The organism is Rhizobium sp. BK456 (assembly GCF_014194045.1).
Taxonomy (GTDB): Bacteria; Pseudomonadota; Alphaproteobacteria; order Rhizobiales; family Rhizobiaceae; genus Rhizobium; species Rhizobium redzepovicii.
In genome coordinates this window covers 62,384-76,856 of the sequence record NZ_JACIAO010000010.1, presented here as the reverse complement: position 1 = coordinate 76,856, position 14,473 = coordinate 62,384, and the positions used below count along the sequence as shown (strand labels likewise).

Genomic DNA, 14,473 nt, shown 5'->3' with positions numbered 1-14,473 from the left:
TTTCAGGCCACGGCTTTGAGTTCGGACTTTGCGGCATAGGCCCAAGGCAGCAGATCGTCGATCTGGCTGTTTGGATGCCCGTTGACGATCCTGGTGAGGACGTCTGAGAGATAGGTCAGTGGCTCGACATCGTTGAGCTTGGCAGTCTCGATGAGCGAGGCGATGGTCGCCCAGTGTTCGGCCCCGGCGTCGGACCCGGCAAATAGCGCATTCTTGCGATTGAGGGCAATTGGCCTGATGGATCGTTCGACGGTGTTGGAGTCGATCTCGATCCGGCCGTCGTCGATGAAGCAGGTCAAGCCGTCCCAGCGTGACAAGGCATATCGAATGGCTTCAGCGAGCTTTGTCTTTTGGCTGATGTAGCCGAGTTGTTCACGCAGCCAGGGAGCGAGGCTGTTGGTAATCGGACGACTTTTTTCTTGACGGGCGACACGACGCTCCTCGTGGGTCCGGCCACGTATCTCGTCTTCGATCTTGTAAAGTTCGGCGATGCGTCGGAGCGCCTCGCTGGCGATGGGTGCGGGACCGGCGGCAGCCAGCTCATAGAAGCGGCGTCGAACGTGGGACCAACAGAAGGCCAGCGACACGGTGTTCCTTGCCGCGAGCGGGCGATATCCACTGTAGCCGTCTACTTGCAGGATACCGGCGAAGCCATCGAGATGGACCATAGGCCGTTCACCTTTGCGGTCTGGCGCATAGACATAGGCGACGCCGGGTGGGTCATTGCCCTGCCATGGCCTGTCATCACGCGCATAGGCCCAAAGTTGCCCGGTCTTGGTTTTGCCGCGTCCCGGATCGAGCACCGGGGCTGTCGTCTCGTCGGCGAAGAGCTTGGATGACGACTTCAAATGATCAAGCAGCCGCTGATGAACAGGGCGCAGATGCCAGGCGGCACGGCCGACCCAGTCGGCGAGCGTCGAACGATCAAGATCGATGCCCTGGCGCTTGTAGATTTGCGCCTGGCGGTACAGCGGCAGGTGATCGGCATATTTAGAGACCAGAACCTGGGCGACAGTTGCCTCCGTCGGAATGCCGCCCTCGATCAGCCTTGCCGGGGCCGGAGCCTGGACAACGACCTCCTCGCAGGCCCGGCAAGCATATTTTGGGCGGCGCACCACAAGAACGCGGAATTGGGCGGGCACAATGTCCAGCTTCTCGCTGACATCTTCGCCGATCCGATGCAGGTCGTTGCGGCAGCAAGGACAGACATGGTCATCGATATCGACCACGACCTCGATGCGCGGCAGATGGGCTGGCAGCGAACCTCTGTTCGTGCGCCGCTTGGCAACTTGCGACTGGCGAAGAGCCGTGGCAGCCTGTTCCTTCTCTTCCAGTCCGTCGGCTTCGACCTGCTCGGCTTCTTCAAGCCCAAGCAGAAGCTGATCCTCGGGAAGCGTCTCTGCCCGTCGACCAAAGCGGTGGCGCTGCAATTCCTTGATGATCTGACGCAGGCGGGCATTCTCCGCCTCACGCGAAAGCACCATGGCTTTCAGCGCGTTCAGGTCATCCGGAAGTTCGTCCGCCGTTATCGTCATGGATCGAGAACAGCATATTTTACCGCTCGGATCGAGAGGCTGGATGGTGCTGATTCAATTGGTCGCGGCCGTCATCCAGCCCTTACCGGCGTGCGCGTTTCGCTCGGCGCATGAACGCGTTTCCAGTCCAATCCCTCGAACAGCGCCGAGAACTGTGCGGCCGTCAGATGCATCGCGCCGTCCTGCATTCGAGGCCAATGGAACTCGCCATCCTCAAGCCGCTTGGCGACCAGGCACACGCCGCTGCCATCCCAGAAGATCAGCTTGATCCGGTCCGTTCGTTTGGCGCGGAACACGTAGATCGTGCCAGAGAATGGGTCAGCACCCATCTCCGCCTTCACCAGTGCTGCCAATCCTTCAGCACCTTTGCGGAAGTCGTCGGGCTTGGTGGCGATCATCACCTTTACCGCACCGGACGGACCAATCACGACTGAGCCTTCAAGGCCTGGATCACGGCAGCAATGGTCGCGCTGTCCGTGCCAGATGCGATCCTGACGATCGCGCCGCCAACCTCCAGCTCGATTGCCGCAATTGGAAGTGCGCTCCTCGTTATCGTCTTTCGCCGTGTCGGGGGTGGCTCTGCCGGACGATCAATTACCGCTGGCACAAACATTGACGGCGAGTCTTGCTTCGCCTGACTTCGCACCTGCCGACGCCAGGTAAACAATTGTCCGGGCGACAACCCATGCCGACGCGCAACAGCACTGACCGACATCTCGCCGCTATAGCTCTCGGCGACAATGCGGTCCTTCTCCTCGTCGCTCCAGTCGCGGCGACGGCCTGTTCCCGTGAAAACCTCAAACCGTTGCAACGGCACATCTTCACTGGTGCCATGCGTAAATCCTGTAATCGTCATATGTCGAAGCCTCGTTCGGCAACAACATCAACAATCACACGCTGATCCGGAAGGTGGGGTCAAGGCACCGCTTACTGCAGGCCAGCATCGGAGCGCAGACATGGTTTTGCGATCCGCAATCCCCGTGGCAGAAGGGCACTGTCGAGAACACCAATAGACGGGCCAGGAAATGGCTTTCGAGAGAGGTCGATCCACTGTCTCTCAGCGACCGCGATCTCACCGAGATCTGCAACCGCCTGAACGCAACGCCACGCAAATGCCTCGGCTACAAAACGCCGGCAGAAGTCTTCCGCCAGAAACTCCTCGCGCAAATCAGGCCTACCGGTTAGCCTCTCAAAGCCCGCAGGTCGCACTTCATCCTTGAACTCACCCCTATGGCACGCCGCCCGCGTGATGCGGTGCTGCGCAACCGAAGTGGTGGCTCAGCACCGCAACCCGCAGTCAGCGCGCAAATGCAGCAACCAAAAACCGTCGGAGCGAGCTCGAATTGGTTAATACTCAAGTTTGTGAAGCGAGTTCCGGTTGCACGACCTCGAAACGAATCGTCGCGCCCACCCGCAAGCTGATCTCGTTTACAGAGTTTGCTACCAATTCTACAAGGCTCTCGAGCGAATGGATTCGTTGCTTGTCTCCAGCGAGTGTGAATTTTCCCAGGAACAACAAGGCGCACACTTTGTCCGGCCGAGCGCAGAAGACCAATTTACTGCCCTCGGCTTCTAGCACCAGGAATGCGTCATCGGATGCCATTCCGGGGAACATTTCGTAAGCTCGAGACAGTCTGGATCGGATTACATCATAATCCTCTAATGTTTCAATGGCACCGACCAGGGACAGGTAGGGCAATCTGGTCGAACTCCGCAACCACACTTCAGTTCCGTCGGCTTTTAGAAACATACGTATCTCCACCGTACCTTAGAAGGTACCAGGTAGTACCAGGTCTTGAAGCACTCTGTGCTTCAGATCGAGAAGAACATGTTTGAGTATATGACTTTACCTCAAAGCATATTCGGCCACATGTCCTCATGTTGTTTCGTGCCTGTCCGGGTCCTTCCAGGTTCTCCATTCGTAGTTACGAAGGACGATATAGCCGGGGCCAGTTCCTATTACATAGTTTGGGTTTAGCGGTGTTTTGCCGAGCGGGGTGCAGATCACGTATTGCGGTACGGCAAAGCCGGTAGTGTGCCCACGCAGGCTTTCAATAATATGCATGCCAACATTGATTGAAGTTCGGAAGTGCTCAGCGCCCCGCACTAGGTCGGCGTGGTATAAATAGTATGGCCGCACGCGCGCAATAAGGAGTTTGTGGACCAACTCTTTCATAACCTCGACAGAGTCGTTTATTCCTTTCAAGAGCACCGACTGATTACCCACTGGCACTCCCGCTTCTAGCAGCCGTTCGATCGCCAATTTCGCTTCAGACGTGATTTCATTGGGGTGGTTAAAGTGTGTATTGATCCAGATGGGGTGATACTTTTTGATCATCTGGCAGAACTCGGGCGTGATCCGCTGCGGCAATGTCACAGGTATTCGTGTGCCGATGCGAATAATCTGAACGTGAGGAATTTGCCTGAGGCGTGACAGTACATACTCTAGCTTACTATCAGAGACGGTCAGCGGATCGCCTCCGCTTAGCAGTACGTCCCGAATCTCTGGACGCTCGGCAATGTACGCTATACCTCTGTCAATTAGCGCTTGGTCACTGACCATTGACTCTCGGCCCGCGCGGATTTTTCGTGAACAGTGCCTGCAAAAGGTGGGGCATAAATTCGTAAGATAAAAGAGAACGCGGTCCGGGTACCTGTGAACGATGCAAGCGACGTCAGTCTTTCCCTCCTTCCAAAGAGGATTTTCGGAATCAACGCCGGACTTGTGGAACGAAGGAAGTTGGTCAATATGGAAGATGTCGTCGAGTTCCTTGATGCTCGGAATTGCCTGTAGGCGGATGGGATCGTTCGGATTGTCCTTTTCTATCAGCGATAGGTAGTAGGGTGTTGCCCGGAAAGAATATCGCTCACCCACTTTTTGGAAAGCTTCTACTTCATCGGGAGTGATGTTTAGCTGCTCCTTGAGCGCCTCCAACGTGGTGGCGCTGTTTGCAAGCTGCCAACGCCAATCATCCCAAGCCGTCGGGTCCGTCGTCATATGATATCTCCGGTTTGAGTTTCTGTTGGCGGTATTGAGCATCCAGTACGAAGGGTCCCGTCCGCAGTGAGGTCTGGAGCAAACCTAACATTTTCCTTCGTTCCTCAGTTCAAAGTTGCGGCGCACCTGGACCTACTCAGCCGCATCTCGTGCGGCATCTAGTCGAACGACCACAATCGTTTTTTCAGTCACGTCGCTCGACGGAGAAGAGATTGTTACACGACCGTCAAGTTCCAAGCAGCCTCCCGTTAGCCTCTTCACCCGGGGATGGCGCGACTGCCCAATCAACTAGGTTCAACGCGCGGTGAAGTATCGCGTCGGCTTCTGCGGGGTCGGTCGAAGCGGCAATAACATGTCCGATTATGTCTAGGTAATCACCTTTCCGGACAAGAGAGACTCCCGGGTCAACATAGAATCTAACCTCAGCAATACCTGGTACAATCTCCGCCAGATCGGTACCTCTGATGTGAGCCAGTGTGCCGTCCCGATCAGGTACGAAAAAATGGGCTGCCGCGACGCGGGATCGGCTTTTATGCAGGTCGCACTCTTCCCCGATAACAAGGCTGATGTGTTGTTCGATGACATCTAGACCGTAGGCCAACTGGACCAGCCGAGAAGTGGTCCAACCCGGAAGCCGTGGGTTGACTTCCATCACGACCGGGCCTCGTTTTGTCCAGCGGAGTTCAACATTTGCTGGGCCCCAGCCGAGGCCGAGTGCTTGCAAGCACCTCAACGAGACATCCGTGATACCCTCGTGCTCCTCATCAGTTAGCTGGGCTGGAAACATGCTTCTGCGAGGAACGAAATGAGGCGGGGGCCCAAATTCGGCTGAACCAATCGCAATGACTGCGTTCCCCATTGTAACAACGTCATAAAAAGGCCCTTCTACGAACTCCTCGACAAGTATTGTCGGCGAAGACCGCCAGGGGAAAGCCCCTCCCAACAGATAGGTTGTGTGTTCGGCTAACTCAGCGGCATCGCGACATAATCGGACACCGCTGCTTCCGTTTCCAACTGCGGGCTTAACAATAACCGGGAACCCGATGTTAGCGGCAGCCCTATCCACAGTCATTGCACTAGCTGCCCATCGAAAGGTCGGCACTGGCAGGCCATTTTGCGTCAGGAGCTGACGTTGATTAAATTTGTCGCAGCAACGTTCGATCAAAAGGGGGTCCGGACCTGGTCGGTCGAAGCACCGGCATAGCTTTCCGACCGTCACGTTAACCGACTCGCCGAGGGTCGCAAAACCGACAAACCCGGCAATATCACAGGTCGTAGCCAGATTGAGGCACTCACGCTTCACCGCATCGAAATCGTCAGTATCGACCATTATCGCCTTACCGCCTTCCGCCATAAGGTAGTCATACTGCGTTGGATCAGCCGCCAGGGAAATCGGTTGTAGTCCACGACGTCGGGCGGCCTGGACGTACAGCAGACCATTACTTCTCGATCCTTCAATGAGTACGAGTGCTTTTGTTCGCATTGGGTGTTGACCCTCCATCCGTCCGAGGCTGTATCCGAGGGCAAATTCGCACTGAATTGTCTCTAGAGGTTCCCATTTTTCCAAGGTTCGCGTATTGCATCGCAATTTACTGGCCACAAGAGTGTCCCCTGCGTGAGTCAATAGATGACGTAGTCTAGAAGACCTCAGCCGTCGGTAGCGTTCTCTCGATATCGGAAAGAAGTAGGGGCAGTTTAGACACCAAATGCTGATTGTTCAGATCTATAAGCCTGAGAAAATCTTGGTCGTACATAGTCACATAGTTGAGCTTCGGGACCGCGCATTTCGACAGCACCGGAATTGACGAAAGGTCCACTATGATGCGTGGCTCCAGTCGCAGAAGGGCGCCCTTTAGAGCCGCTTTGTAATCTTCACTTAAATCGGCGGTTGCGATAACAGCGCATGAACGCAGCTCTCGAACGCCCCCAATCTCTTCTGGACGCATTATCGCGATTTCCCTGTCAGAGGAGCCCCGGAGGCGCCTGCGAAGTTTTTTGGGATTCCGCGTTACGACTACAGTGGAACGGAATCGATCTGCCCCTCTAGTGCTGATTAGGTCGCGCCCCAGCATACCTGCCCCAATCATGTAAAGACGGCCGGGTTCCTCTATCCCCTTAAATTGCTCGGCGATTAAGTCGTAAACAATTCGATCATAGTTGAACGGTGCGATGAAGTGCAGTCGCTCTCGCGATGCGCGACCCATACCTAGTGCCAGCCGTGCGATCCGAGAAATTGGAAGCGCCGGATCAAGGAGCGCGACAGCATTCGAAACTTGATCGTTAACGTAGGGCTCCCCAAGGATCTGGGATTTAGCACCGGAAGAGATCTCCGCGAGACGCTTAGCAACAGCCCTCGCACCTTTGACAAGCGCGCGCGGAAAACCAGAGAACAAAAGATCTATATTTCCGAGCGCGGACTCTTCTCCATAGACTTCAACGCGCAGGCAGGTTGTAATTAAAAGGATCCCGCGTTTCGCTAAATCGATCGCCATCGGTTTGATCTTCGCTGAATGCTGCGCCATTTGAAATGGCGACGTCATTTCGTGATCAACGTAGTGCCCAACGATATCGGTCATCATTTCACTCCTGATCTTGGCTGAAGGCCTAGGGATGTCAGAGGCGCTCGACTTCGAAACTCCAATGAACCGCGCCTCGGACGTATATGTTTTAGCTGTCACTCCGCACAGCGGTGGTTCGTACTGGTCTCCTTTCGGCCATTAGCTTGCAAAGAATTGCTAAGTCCCCTTCGCCTCAATAGCGTCTACAAGTCGTGAGAGCGCGTGGACGTAGGCGGCGCTTCGCAGGGTGATGTTCTTGTCCTTCGCACACGCCCATATTGCGGCTCCTTCCTCTTCCATCTTCGTCTTCAGCCGGGCATGTATGTCCTCAATGAGCCAACGGTCGCCTTGGCGGTTCTGCACCCATTCGAAATGCGAGACAGCGACCCCACCCGCATTCGCGAGGATATCCGGAAGAATGACAACGCCCCTGTTCTTGAGGATCTCATCAGCCTCCAGCGTGATCGGGCCGTTGGCGAGTTCAAGAATGATCGGAGCCTTTACGTTGGCAGCGTTACCCGCGTGGACCATGTCCTCCAGGGCTGCCAAAACGAGCAGGTCGCAATCCACCGAAACCAGTTCGTCGGCAGCAATTCTCGAGACACCGTCTGAACTCGCGAAGCTGGTAACGCCTCCGTCGCGCTCTTTAGCAGCATTCAGCTTTTTGATATCGAGGCCCGCCGGGCAACGAATTGCACCCTTTGAGTCGGAAACGGCCACGACCTTGTATCCGGCCGATTCGAGCAACTGCGCCATGTGAGATCCGGCGTTGCCGAAGCCTTGGATCGCGGCTCGTGCACCCGGAGTTAAGCCGAGGTCCTTCGCCAGGAATTGGAGGAGATAATAGCCGCCACGGGCCGTCGCATCATCACGGCCAAGCGAGCCACCAAGGCTGATTGGCTTACCGGTGAAGACCGCCGGCGTCCACTCGCCAACGATAGAAGCGTATTCGTCCGCCATCCATGCCATGGTCATCGCGTTGGTGTTGACGTCGGGCGCCGGGATGTCGCGGTTGGGGCCGATGACATTGGCAAAGCGGCGGACATAGCCACGCGCAAGACGCTCCAGTTCATTCTTGGAAAGAGAGTGAGGATCAATCTGGACGCCGCCTTTGCCGCCACCAAACGGCAGGTTCACCACTGCGCACTTGATAGTCATCAGGAAGGCGAGCGTCTCTACTTCATCTGCCGTTACACTAGGGTGATATCTGATGCCGCCCTTGGTTGGGCCGCGGGTATCGTCATAGCGGCAGCGCAAGGCCGGTAGGTGTTTGTGTGAACCGTCGTCCATTTGGATCGTCAGACGGGCGTGCGTGGTCTCTTTCGGGGACGCCCATCTTTCAAGAATTATCGGGTCGATGTTGAGGTGCTTGGCCGCATCAACAAGACGTGTCAGGGCCTTTTTCAACTTGCTGGCCATTTAGCGTATCCCCCAATTCGGATGATCACCGGTATCCGTGGTACGCGATGGTCCAAGAGGGCCGCTAGCGTGTTTTGGGACGTAGTGGACTTGCCAATTCCGCCCTTTCCATAAAATCTGACGCAGAGCTGCCATGCTTGGCGTTCCTTCCTGTGTTCGAAGCAATGCGGTTATTCCGCAACGCGGCGGCAGCCGTTTCCGCTGCCTCGCAATAGCTCACAAGATTCATGCCAAGCAGGCCGATTGAGATGACGAACAATAATTCCCTGCTATTCCAGTTATGTGGGCGGAAAAAAGGCGCGCGATCGAGGAGGTAACCTTTGTCGCTGATCTGACAAAGGTGACGACAATGTTGGATTGTTGTCATGCGTCTGAAGGATGGCGCTGGCTCAATGTAGCAAGTCGCGTCAGATCATGATCATACGGTACCTCGCCCAGCCGATCAGAACGGCGTTGATGTAACGATTGAGGCGGAGAAAGAGCTCGATGCGCTGCGGCAGCGTTTATGGACGGCTTTCGATTGATATTTCCAGCAAGGATTTCTCCACGCATCTGCCAATGATCCTGCTCACGCCGCAACGTCCAGTTAAACCGCTTGTCCAACCTCACTAGGCGCCCGCAACGTTATTCTCTCGATCGCTGTGCTTCTGATCGCGCATACGGTGTCGCTAGTCAGACTATCAACGGTAAACCGAATCTCGATACACGCCCACCGCACCAGAACTTCAGTCCCCTTGCTATCTCCCGGCGTATTATTCGGCGTTGAAACCTTCCGGCTCGTGGCGCAGCTATCGTGGACTTATCCGACCTGAAGCCTATCGGACCGCCCCTCGGTTCGCGGTGGTGATCGGGGCGGATTGCGACACGACATGTCGGCAACCCTACAAAACCCCTCCGCATAGCGACAACGAATCATGTGCAATCTCGAAGGCTTACCGGCGCAACTGATTGGCACGAGTAGTGCTCAGAGTAAGCCGGGTCCCTAAAGCCCAAATCCGATTGGGAGCTTAAACGACTATGCACATCGTGGTCTGTATCAAACAAGTGCCGGGCTTCGGGCGCCTGGTATCGTCTTCGTCGGGAAGCAGACAATTGACGGCGACACGGCCCCGGTCTGACCGGCATCGGAAGGAGGCCGAACCTCCAGCCATCGACTTACATGGCGAGGAGCTCTGGAATGGCCTCCTGCTCCATCTGCATTAGACCTCGGCACCTTCCCGTCACGCCGCTGAATATCGTCACGCTCTCAGAAGAAGGAATTTGCAATGTCACGCCGCACCCGCAGAAGCCATTTCAGAAGACGGGATCACAAACGTTCAATGTCCAACCTATGGAACGATCGCCGCGGTGGCCTTTCAGTATCAGAACAACTCGACCTGATACTTGGCAGGAGAAGCTCATTCCTGGCACACGAAACGCCGGATAAACCACTGTCGGGAACAAGACGTGACTTCTAGTTTAAATCTCGGCTCTCCGGCCCCGTCTATCAAAGTGAAGGACTGGCTGCGCGGCGATCCGTTTTCCAACTTCCAGCTCGGCAACATATACATCATTGAGTTCTTTTCGACTACCTGCGGTTATTGCGGGCCGGAGCTATCCGACCTGGCGAAGTTGCACAAGAAATTCTACACAGGAGTTGAGTTCATCGGGATCGCAGCAAGTGAGGAAGCTGCAACGGCTGACGACGCCCGAGTCCAGGTGGACGCGTCTATAACCAAATCGCTCCCGAATACGAGCATTCGGATGGGGTTCGACCACTCAGGCGAAATGAATGAGGTTTGGCTCAAAGCCAGCCTGTCGTTCCACGTTCCAAAGACGTTCGTTGTCGACCGAGACTGTAGTATCGCCTTTATCGGTGATCTGATTATGCTCGAGGACGTTTTGCCAAAAGTGATTGACGGCAGCTGGCGCGCCAGCGCGGAAGCAAAGAATGCCGAAAAGGAGCGGATTGCTGAAGGCGAGACTTATGCTGCGGCGATTAGTTCCATGATCGAGTCTCGGCGGCGACAGAGATTAAGACATTGGAAGACGGCGCTCTCGGCCATTGAGGAGGGCATCAACCTGAACCCGGATCTTCTTGCGGCGCAACTTTATTGGCGCGAGCAGTGCTCAAAGTTAGCCGGGTCCCTAAAGCCCGAATCCGATTGGGGAGCTTAGACGACTATGCACATCGTGGTCTGTATCAAACAAGTGCCGGACTCTGCGCAGATACGCGTCCACCCGGTGACAAATACGATCATGCGCCAAGGCGTACCGACCATCATTAACCCTTACGACCTGTTTGCTCTCGAAGAGGCACTCCAGGTTCGTGACCGCTATGGGGGCGAGGTGACCGTTCTGACGATGGGACCGCCCATGGCTGAGCAAGCGCTACGCAAAGCCCTCACCAACGGCGCAGACCGCGCAGTGCTTCTGACCGACCGCCACTTTGCTGGATCTGACACGCTGGCGACCTCGTATGCTCTTTCTCAAGCAGTAGCGAAGATTGGCGAGAGCTATGGGGCGCCTGATATCGTCTTTACGGGAAAGCAGACAATTGACGGCGACACGGCCCAGGTTGGACCCGGAATTGCAAAGAGGCTGAACCTCCAGCAACTGACTTACGTAACGAAGATTGTCTCCATTGATCCCACTTCGCGCGAGCTCATGGTTGAACGGCACGCGGAGAGCGGCACGCAGATGCTGAAGAGCACGTTGCCATGTCTCATCACCGTGCTGGAAGGTGTCAATGCTATCCGCCGGGGTTCTCTCGATGACGCCTTCCGTGCCGCGCGAAGCCCAGTTCTTAAATGGGGGGCCGCTGACGCCGGCATTGGGGAGTTGACCAAATGCGGCCTACGGGGATCGCCGACGGTCGTGAAGCGCGTATTCGCTCCTGGTCCGCGCGCCGAAAAAGCTATGCAAATGGAGATCAACGACAAAACGTTGGCCGAGGTCGCCGCGGAGGCGGTCGCTGCAATTTTTGCGCGCCAGCCTGTTTTGGAACGCAAGCTCACGTCCCATGGCAATCGGTGAGCAGCGAGGAGTAGATTTTGGTCGCTAGAAAAAATGAAACGACGGCAAACGCGGTCGGCCGCGCCAGCTCAGGGAAAAAGCTGCTTAAGTGTTTCGAAGATCACCGGCACGTCTGGGTCTTCATGGAACTTGAGCGCGGCAATGTTCATCCCGTATCGATTGAACTCCTCGGCGAAGGCCGCAGACTAGCTGACAAACTGGGTGTCCAACTGGCCGGGGTAGTCCTCGGTTCGTCTGAAGGCGTGGGCACCAAGCCTGCGATCGAAGAGGCCTTCGCTTACGGAGCTGATGTCGCCTATCTGGTAGAGTCGCCCCTCCTCGCCAACTATCGAAACGAACCCTTCACCAAGGCTTTGACGGATCTGGTCACTACTCACAAACCAGAAATTCTCCTTCTCGGCGCGACTACGCTCGGCCGCGACCTCGCCGGTGCTGTAGCAACGACCTTACAAACAGGGCTTACGGCTGATTGCACCGAACTGGATGTTGATGGAGATGGTTCACTCGCAGCGACGCGGCCAACTTTCGGCGGGTCCTTGTTGTGCACGATCTACACGCTGAACAGCCGGCCGCAAATGGCAACGGTGCGGTCCAGGGTCATGGCGACGCCGCAACGTGCGGATAAGCCAATTGGACGCGTTATCCAACATCAACTCCTGATGGTTGAGGAGGAGATCGTCACCAAAGTGCTCGCGTTCCTTTGTAACAGCGGGTCTGAGCAATCCGATCTGGCCAACTCCGACATCGTGGTTGGGGGCGGACTCGGCCTCGGCGCTGCAGGAAACCTGCAATACTTGAGAAACCTGGCAACGACGATCGGCGGGGGAGTCGGGTGCTCGCGCCCACTGGTCCAAAAAGGCTGGATGCCTGCTGATCGACAAATTGGTCAGTCCGGCCATACCATTAGACCCAAGCTCTACATCGCGGCGGGAATATCTGGCGCGGTCCAGCATCGCGTTGGCGTCGAAGGAGCCGATCTGATTGTGGCTATCAACCTTGACGAGAACGCTCCGATCTTTGAATTCGCCCACATCGGCGTTGTCGCTTGCGCGCTGGAGTTCTTGCCGGCGTTGACAGAAGCTTTCGCCAAGCGAATGCCACCGCACAACTCTATCAAGGTTATGGACCGAGGAAGGCTAGATGACCAAGGGTAAGTTCGACGCGATAGTCATTGGTGCCGGTATGTCCGGCAACGCCGCAGCGTATTCGATGGCTAGTCGCGGTCTAAAAGTGCTGCAGTTGGAGCGCGGAGAACATTCAGGCTCTAAGAATGTTCAAGGGGCTATATTGTACGCCAACATGTTGGAGGCGATTATCCCAAACTTCCGCGATGACGCTCCTCTTGAACGGCATCTGGTAGAGCAACGATTCTGGCTAATGGATGACTCGTCGCACACGGGCGTGCACTATCGCTCTGACGACTTTAACGAACTGAAGCCAAACCGGTATACGATCATCCGCGCCCAGTTTGACAAGTGGTTCTCATCCAAGGTGCGCGATGCGGGCGGCACAATCCTTTGTGAAACGACAGCGACTAGGCTCGCTCGGAACCTGAGAGGTAAAGTAGTAGGTGTTCACACCGACCGGGAGGGCGGTGTGATCCTCGCGGACGTGGTTGTCCTTGCTGAGGGCGTAAACGGACTGCTTGGAACTCGAGCCGGCTTACGCGATATACCGAGGCCAGAAAATGTGGCCCTCGCTGTCAAGGAAATGCATTTCATGCCGGAAGAGGTCATCGCAGAGCGCTTCAGCCTCAACGGTAGCGAAGGCTGTGTGATCGAAACCGGCGGCACGATCTCACGCGGAATGGCCGGACTGGGCTTCCTTTATACCAACAAGGAGTCGATCTCGGTGGGGATCGGCTGCCTCGTCTCCGGTTTAGCGGAAGGCATGGAAAATCCGTACCGCCTTCTTGACGCCTTCAAGCAACATCCCTCGATCCGACCATTACTGGCCGGATCAGAGATAAAAGAATACGCCGCGCATCTTATTCCCGAAGGGGGCTTTAAGGCAATCCCGCAACTCTTTGGCGACGGGTGGGTGGTCGTGGGCGATGCCGCGCAACTAAACAATGCCGTGCACAGGGAGGGATCAAACCTCGCGATGACATCAGGCCTCATGGCCGGCGAAGCGATCTGTCAGATAAAGAGCCGTGGCGGCTTGATGACGAAGCGCAATCTCTCTCTCTATAAGGGCATGCTGGATAAGTCGTTCGTCATGAAAGACCTGATCAAACACAAAGATCTTCCAAGCCTCCTCCACACTGACAGTCACAATTTTTTCATGACGTATCCAACGCTTATATCTCAGGCAGCGCAAAATTTTGTGCGCGTCGACGGTGCACCTAAAATCAACAGGGAGAAGGCTACAGCCGCCTCCTTTATCAATGCACGATCCCGTTGGGGGTTGATCAGCGACGCGGTCCGCTCCGCCGTATCTTGGCGTTAAAGGAAAATTCGATGAAGGCGACCATCATTGAGCGCATTGAGGACAAGCTGTACCAAAACCGATATCTGGTCGATACTGGACGTCCGCACATTACGGTGCGACCGCATCTGTCGCCAAGCCCAAACCTCCTCGCCTTGACGCAAATCTGTCCGGCCAAATGCTACGAAGTGAACGAAATTGGTCAGGTGGCGATTGTTGCCGATGGCTGCTTGGAATGCGGCACATGCAGAGTGCTATGCGAAGCGAGTGGCGACATAAAGTGGAATTATCCCCGGGGCGGGTTCGGGGTCCTCTTCAAATTCGGATGAGGAGTCCCTACCTCCGGCGATAGCAGCGACCGATCCAGCTGCATTAGCGGCGGCGATTGAGTGTGCATCCACTCATCACCTTTCGAAAGGCAAATTTTCTATGCCGCCGGGAACACGTACTTTTAACTTAGGAATATGCGTTAGCATATTTCGCGCACCAGGGTAAAAAGCAGTGCACTCTCCCCTGTTTGT

General features: G+C 55.8%; 13 protein-coding genes and 2 pseudogenes. 6 read left to right on the top strand and 9 right to left on the bottom strand.

Translation table 11 applies throughout. The features are described 5' to 3' along the window. Window positions 1-2 precede the first annotated feature (2 nt). The 3 genes from tnpC to tnpA all read right to left on the bottom strand — a co-directional run bounded on the left by tnpC (window position 3) and on the right by tnpA (window position 2,391). Window positions 3-1,535, bottom strand: coding sequence for an IS66 family transposase (gene tnpC / locus FHX03_RS25305; protein WP_183855989.1), 1,533 nt, complete (start codon window positions 1,533-1,535; stop codon window positions 3-5). Between the two features lie 71 nt (window positions 1,536-1,606). After that, on the bottom strand, window positions 1,607-1,933 hold the full coding sequence (gene tnpB / locus FHX03_RS25300; protein ID WP_210298716.1) for an IS66 family insertion sequence element accessory protein TnpB: 327 nt from the start codon (window positions 1,931-1,933) through the stop codon (window positions 1,607-1,609). 26 nt (window positions 1,934-1,959) lie between these two features. Then, the gene (tnpA, locus tag FHX03_RS25295) at window positions 1,960-2,391 is read right to left on the bottom strand and encodes an IS66-like element accessory protein TnpA (RefSeq protein WP_046669441.1); all 432 of its coding nucleotides are present in this window, start codon (window positions 2,389-2,391) and stop codon (window positions 1,960-1,962) included. 74 nt (window positions 2,392-2,465) lie between these two features. Between tnpA and FHX03_RS34610 the strand changes: the two are divergent. Beyond that, window positions 2,466-2,720, top strand: a pseudogene (locus FHX03_RS34610) (transposase); the annotation flags it as partial. Between the two features lie 169 nt (window positions 2,721-2,889). Here FHX03_RS34610 and FHX03_RS25290 read toward each other — a convergent pair. The 6 genes and pseudogenes from FHX03_RS25290 to FHX03_RS25265 form a co-directional block, all read right to left on the bottom strand. Further along, window positions 2,890-3,285: a hypothetical protein gene (locus FHX03_RS25290; RefSeq protein WP_131702611.1), complete on the bottom strand. Its 396-nt coding sequence runs from the start codon at window positions 3,283-3,285 to the stop codon at window positions 2,890-2,892. Between the two features lie 126 nt (window positions 3,286-3,411). Next, complete coding sequence (locus tag FHX03_RS25285; protein WP_131702612.1) at window positions 3,412-4,533, bottom strand: KamA family radical SAM protein; 1,122 nt, start codon at window positions 4,531-4,533, stop codon at window positions 3,412-3,414. A gap of 226 nt (window positions 4,534-4,759) precedes the next feature. Next, the gene (locus FHX03_RS25280) at window positions 4,760-6,016 is read right to left on the bottom strand and encodes an ATP-grasp domain-containing protein (protein ID WP_183855985.1); all 1,257 of its coding nucleotides are present in this window, start codon (window positions 6,014-6,016) and stop codon (window positions 4,760-4,762) included. A gap of 154 nt (window positions 6,017-6,170) precedes the next feature. Continuing rightward, the gene (locus tag FHX03_RS25275) at window positions 6,171-7,109 is read right to left on the bottom strand and encodes a hypothetical protein (RefSeq protein WP_183855983.1); all 939 of its coding nucleotides are present in this window, start codon (window positions 7,107-7,109) and stop codon (window positions 6,171-6,173) included. Between the two features lie 159 nt (window positions 7,110-7,268). Then, window positions 7,269-8,510 (bottom strand): Glu/Leu/Phe/Val family dehydrogenase, encoded by a 1,242-nt coding sequence (locus FHX03_RS25270; protein ID WP_131702615.1) that lies wholly within the window; start codon window positions 8,508-8,510, stop codon window positions 7,269-7,271. Window positions 8,511-8,560: 50 nt separating this feature from the next. Beyond that, window positions 8,561-8,632 (bottom strand): annotated as a pseudogene (locus FHX03_RS25265) (hypothetical protein); the annotation flags it as partial. Between the two features lie 1,324 nt (window positions 8,633-9,956). On the opposite strand from FHX03_RS25265, the gene FHX03_RS25260 reads away from it, so the two are divergent. The 5 genes from FHX03_RS25260 to FHX03_RS25240 are packed head-to-tail and all read left to right on the top strand — an operon-like array spanning window position 9,957 to window position 14,281. Beyond that, entirely contained in the window at window positions 9,957-10,667 is a 711-nt protein-coding gene (locus tag FHX03_RS25260) for a redoxin domain-containing protein (RefSeq protein ID WP_131702616.1), read from the top strand. Window positions 10,668-10,673: 6 nt separating this feature from the next. Further along, a complete protein-coding gene (locus tag FHX03_RS25255) occupies window positions 10,674-11,525 on the top strand; it encodes an electron transfer flavoprotein subunit beta/FixA family protein (RefSeq protein WP_131702617.1) in 852 nt (283 codons plus the stop codon). Between the two features lie 17 nt (window positions 11,526-11,542). Then, entirely contained in the window at window positions 11,543-12,679 is a 1,137-nt protein-coding gene (locus FHX03_RS25250; RefSeq protein ID WP_131702618.1) for an electron transfer flavoprotein subunit alpha/FixB family protein, read from the top strand. Further along, entirely contained in the window at window positions 12,666-13,973 is a 1,308-nt protein-coding gene (locus FHX03_RS25245; RefSeq protein WP_183855981.1) for an NAD(P)-binding protein, read from the top strand. The genes FHX03_RS25250 and FHX03_RS25245 overlap by 14 nt, the downstream gene beginning before the upstream one ends. 11 nt (window positions 13,974-13,984) lie before the next feature. Beyond that, complete coding sequence (locus FHX03_RS25240) at window positions 13,985-14,281, top strand: ferredoxin family protein (protein WP_131702620.1); 297 nt, start codon at window positions 13,985-13,987, stop codon at window positions 14,279-14,281. The last annotated feature ends 192 nt before the right edge of the window (window positions 14,282-14,473 follow it).

Excerpts from the sequence above, each read along its gene's own strand:
- FHX03_RS25290 (WP_131702611.1), bottom strand. The coding sequence starts at position 3,285 with ATGTTTCTAAAAGCCGACGGAACTGAAGTGTGGTTGCGGAGTTCGACC.
- FHX03_RS25245 (WP_183855981.1), top strand. The coding sequence starts at position 12,666 with ATGACCAAGGGTAAGTTCGACGCGATAGTCATTGGTGCCGGTATGTCC.
- FHX03_RS25275 (WP_183855983.1), bottom strand. The coding sequence starts at position 7,109 with ATGACCGATATCGTTGGGCACTACGTTGATCACGAAATGACGTCGCCA.
- FHX03_RS25285 (WP_131702612.1), bottom strand. The coding sequence starts at position 4,533 with ATGACGACGGACCCGACGGCTTGGGATGATTGGCGTTGGCAGCTTGCA.
- FHX03_RS25240 (WP_131702620.1), top strand. The coding sequence starts at position 13,985 with ATGAAGGCGACCATCATTGAGCGCATTGAGGACAAGCTGTACCAAAAC.
- tnpB (WP_210298716.1), bottom strand. The coding sequence starts at position 1,933 with ATGATCGCCACCAAGCCCGACGACTTCCGCAAAGGTGCTGAAGGATTG.
- FHX03_RS25270 (WP_131702615.1), bottom strand. The coding sequence starts at position 8,510 with ATGGCCAGCAAGTTGAAAAAGGCCCTGACACGTCTTGTTGATGCGGCC.
- FHX03_RS25280 (WP_183855985.1), bottom strand. The coding sequence starts at position 6,016 with ATGCGAACAAAAGCACTCGTACTCATTGAAGGATCGAGAAGTAATGGT.
- tnpA (WP_046669441.1), bottom strand. The coding sequence starts at position 2,391 with ATGACGATTACAGGATTTACGCATGGCACCAGTGAAGATGTGCCGTTG.
- tnpC (WP_183855989.1), bottom strand. The coding sequence starts at position 1,535 with ATGACGATAACGGCGGACGAACTTCCGGATGACCTGAACGCGCTGAAA.
- FHX03_RS25255 (WP_131702617.1), top strand. The coding sequence starts at position 10,674 with ATGCACATCGTGGTCTGTATCAAACAAGTGCCGGACTCTGCGCAGATA.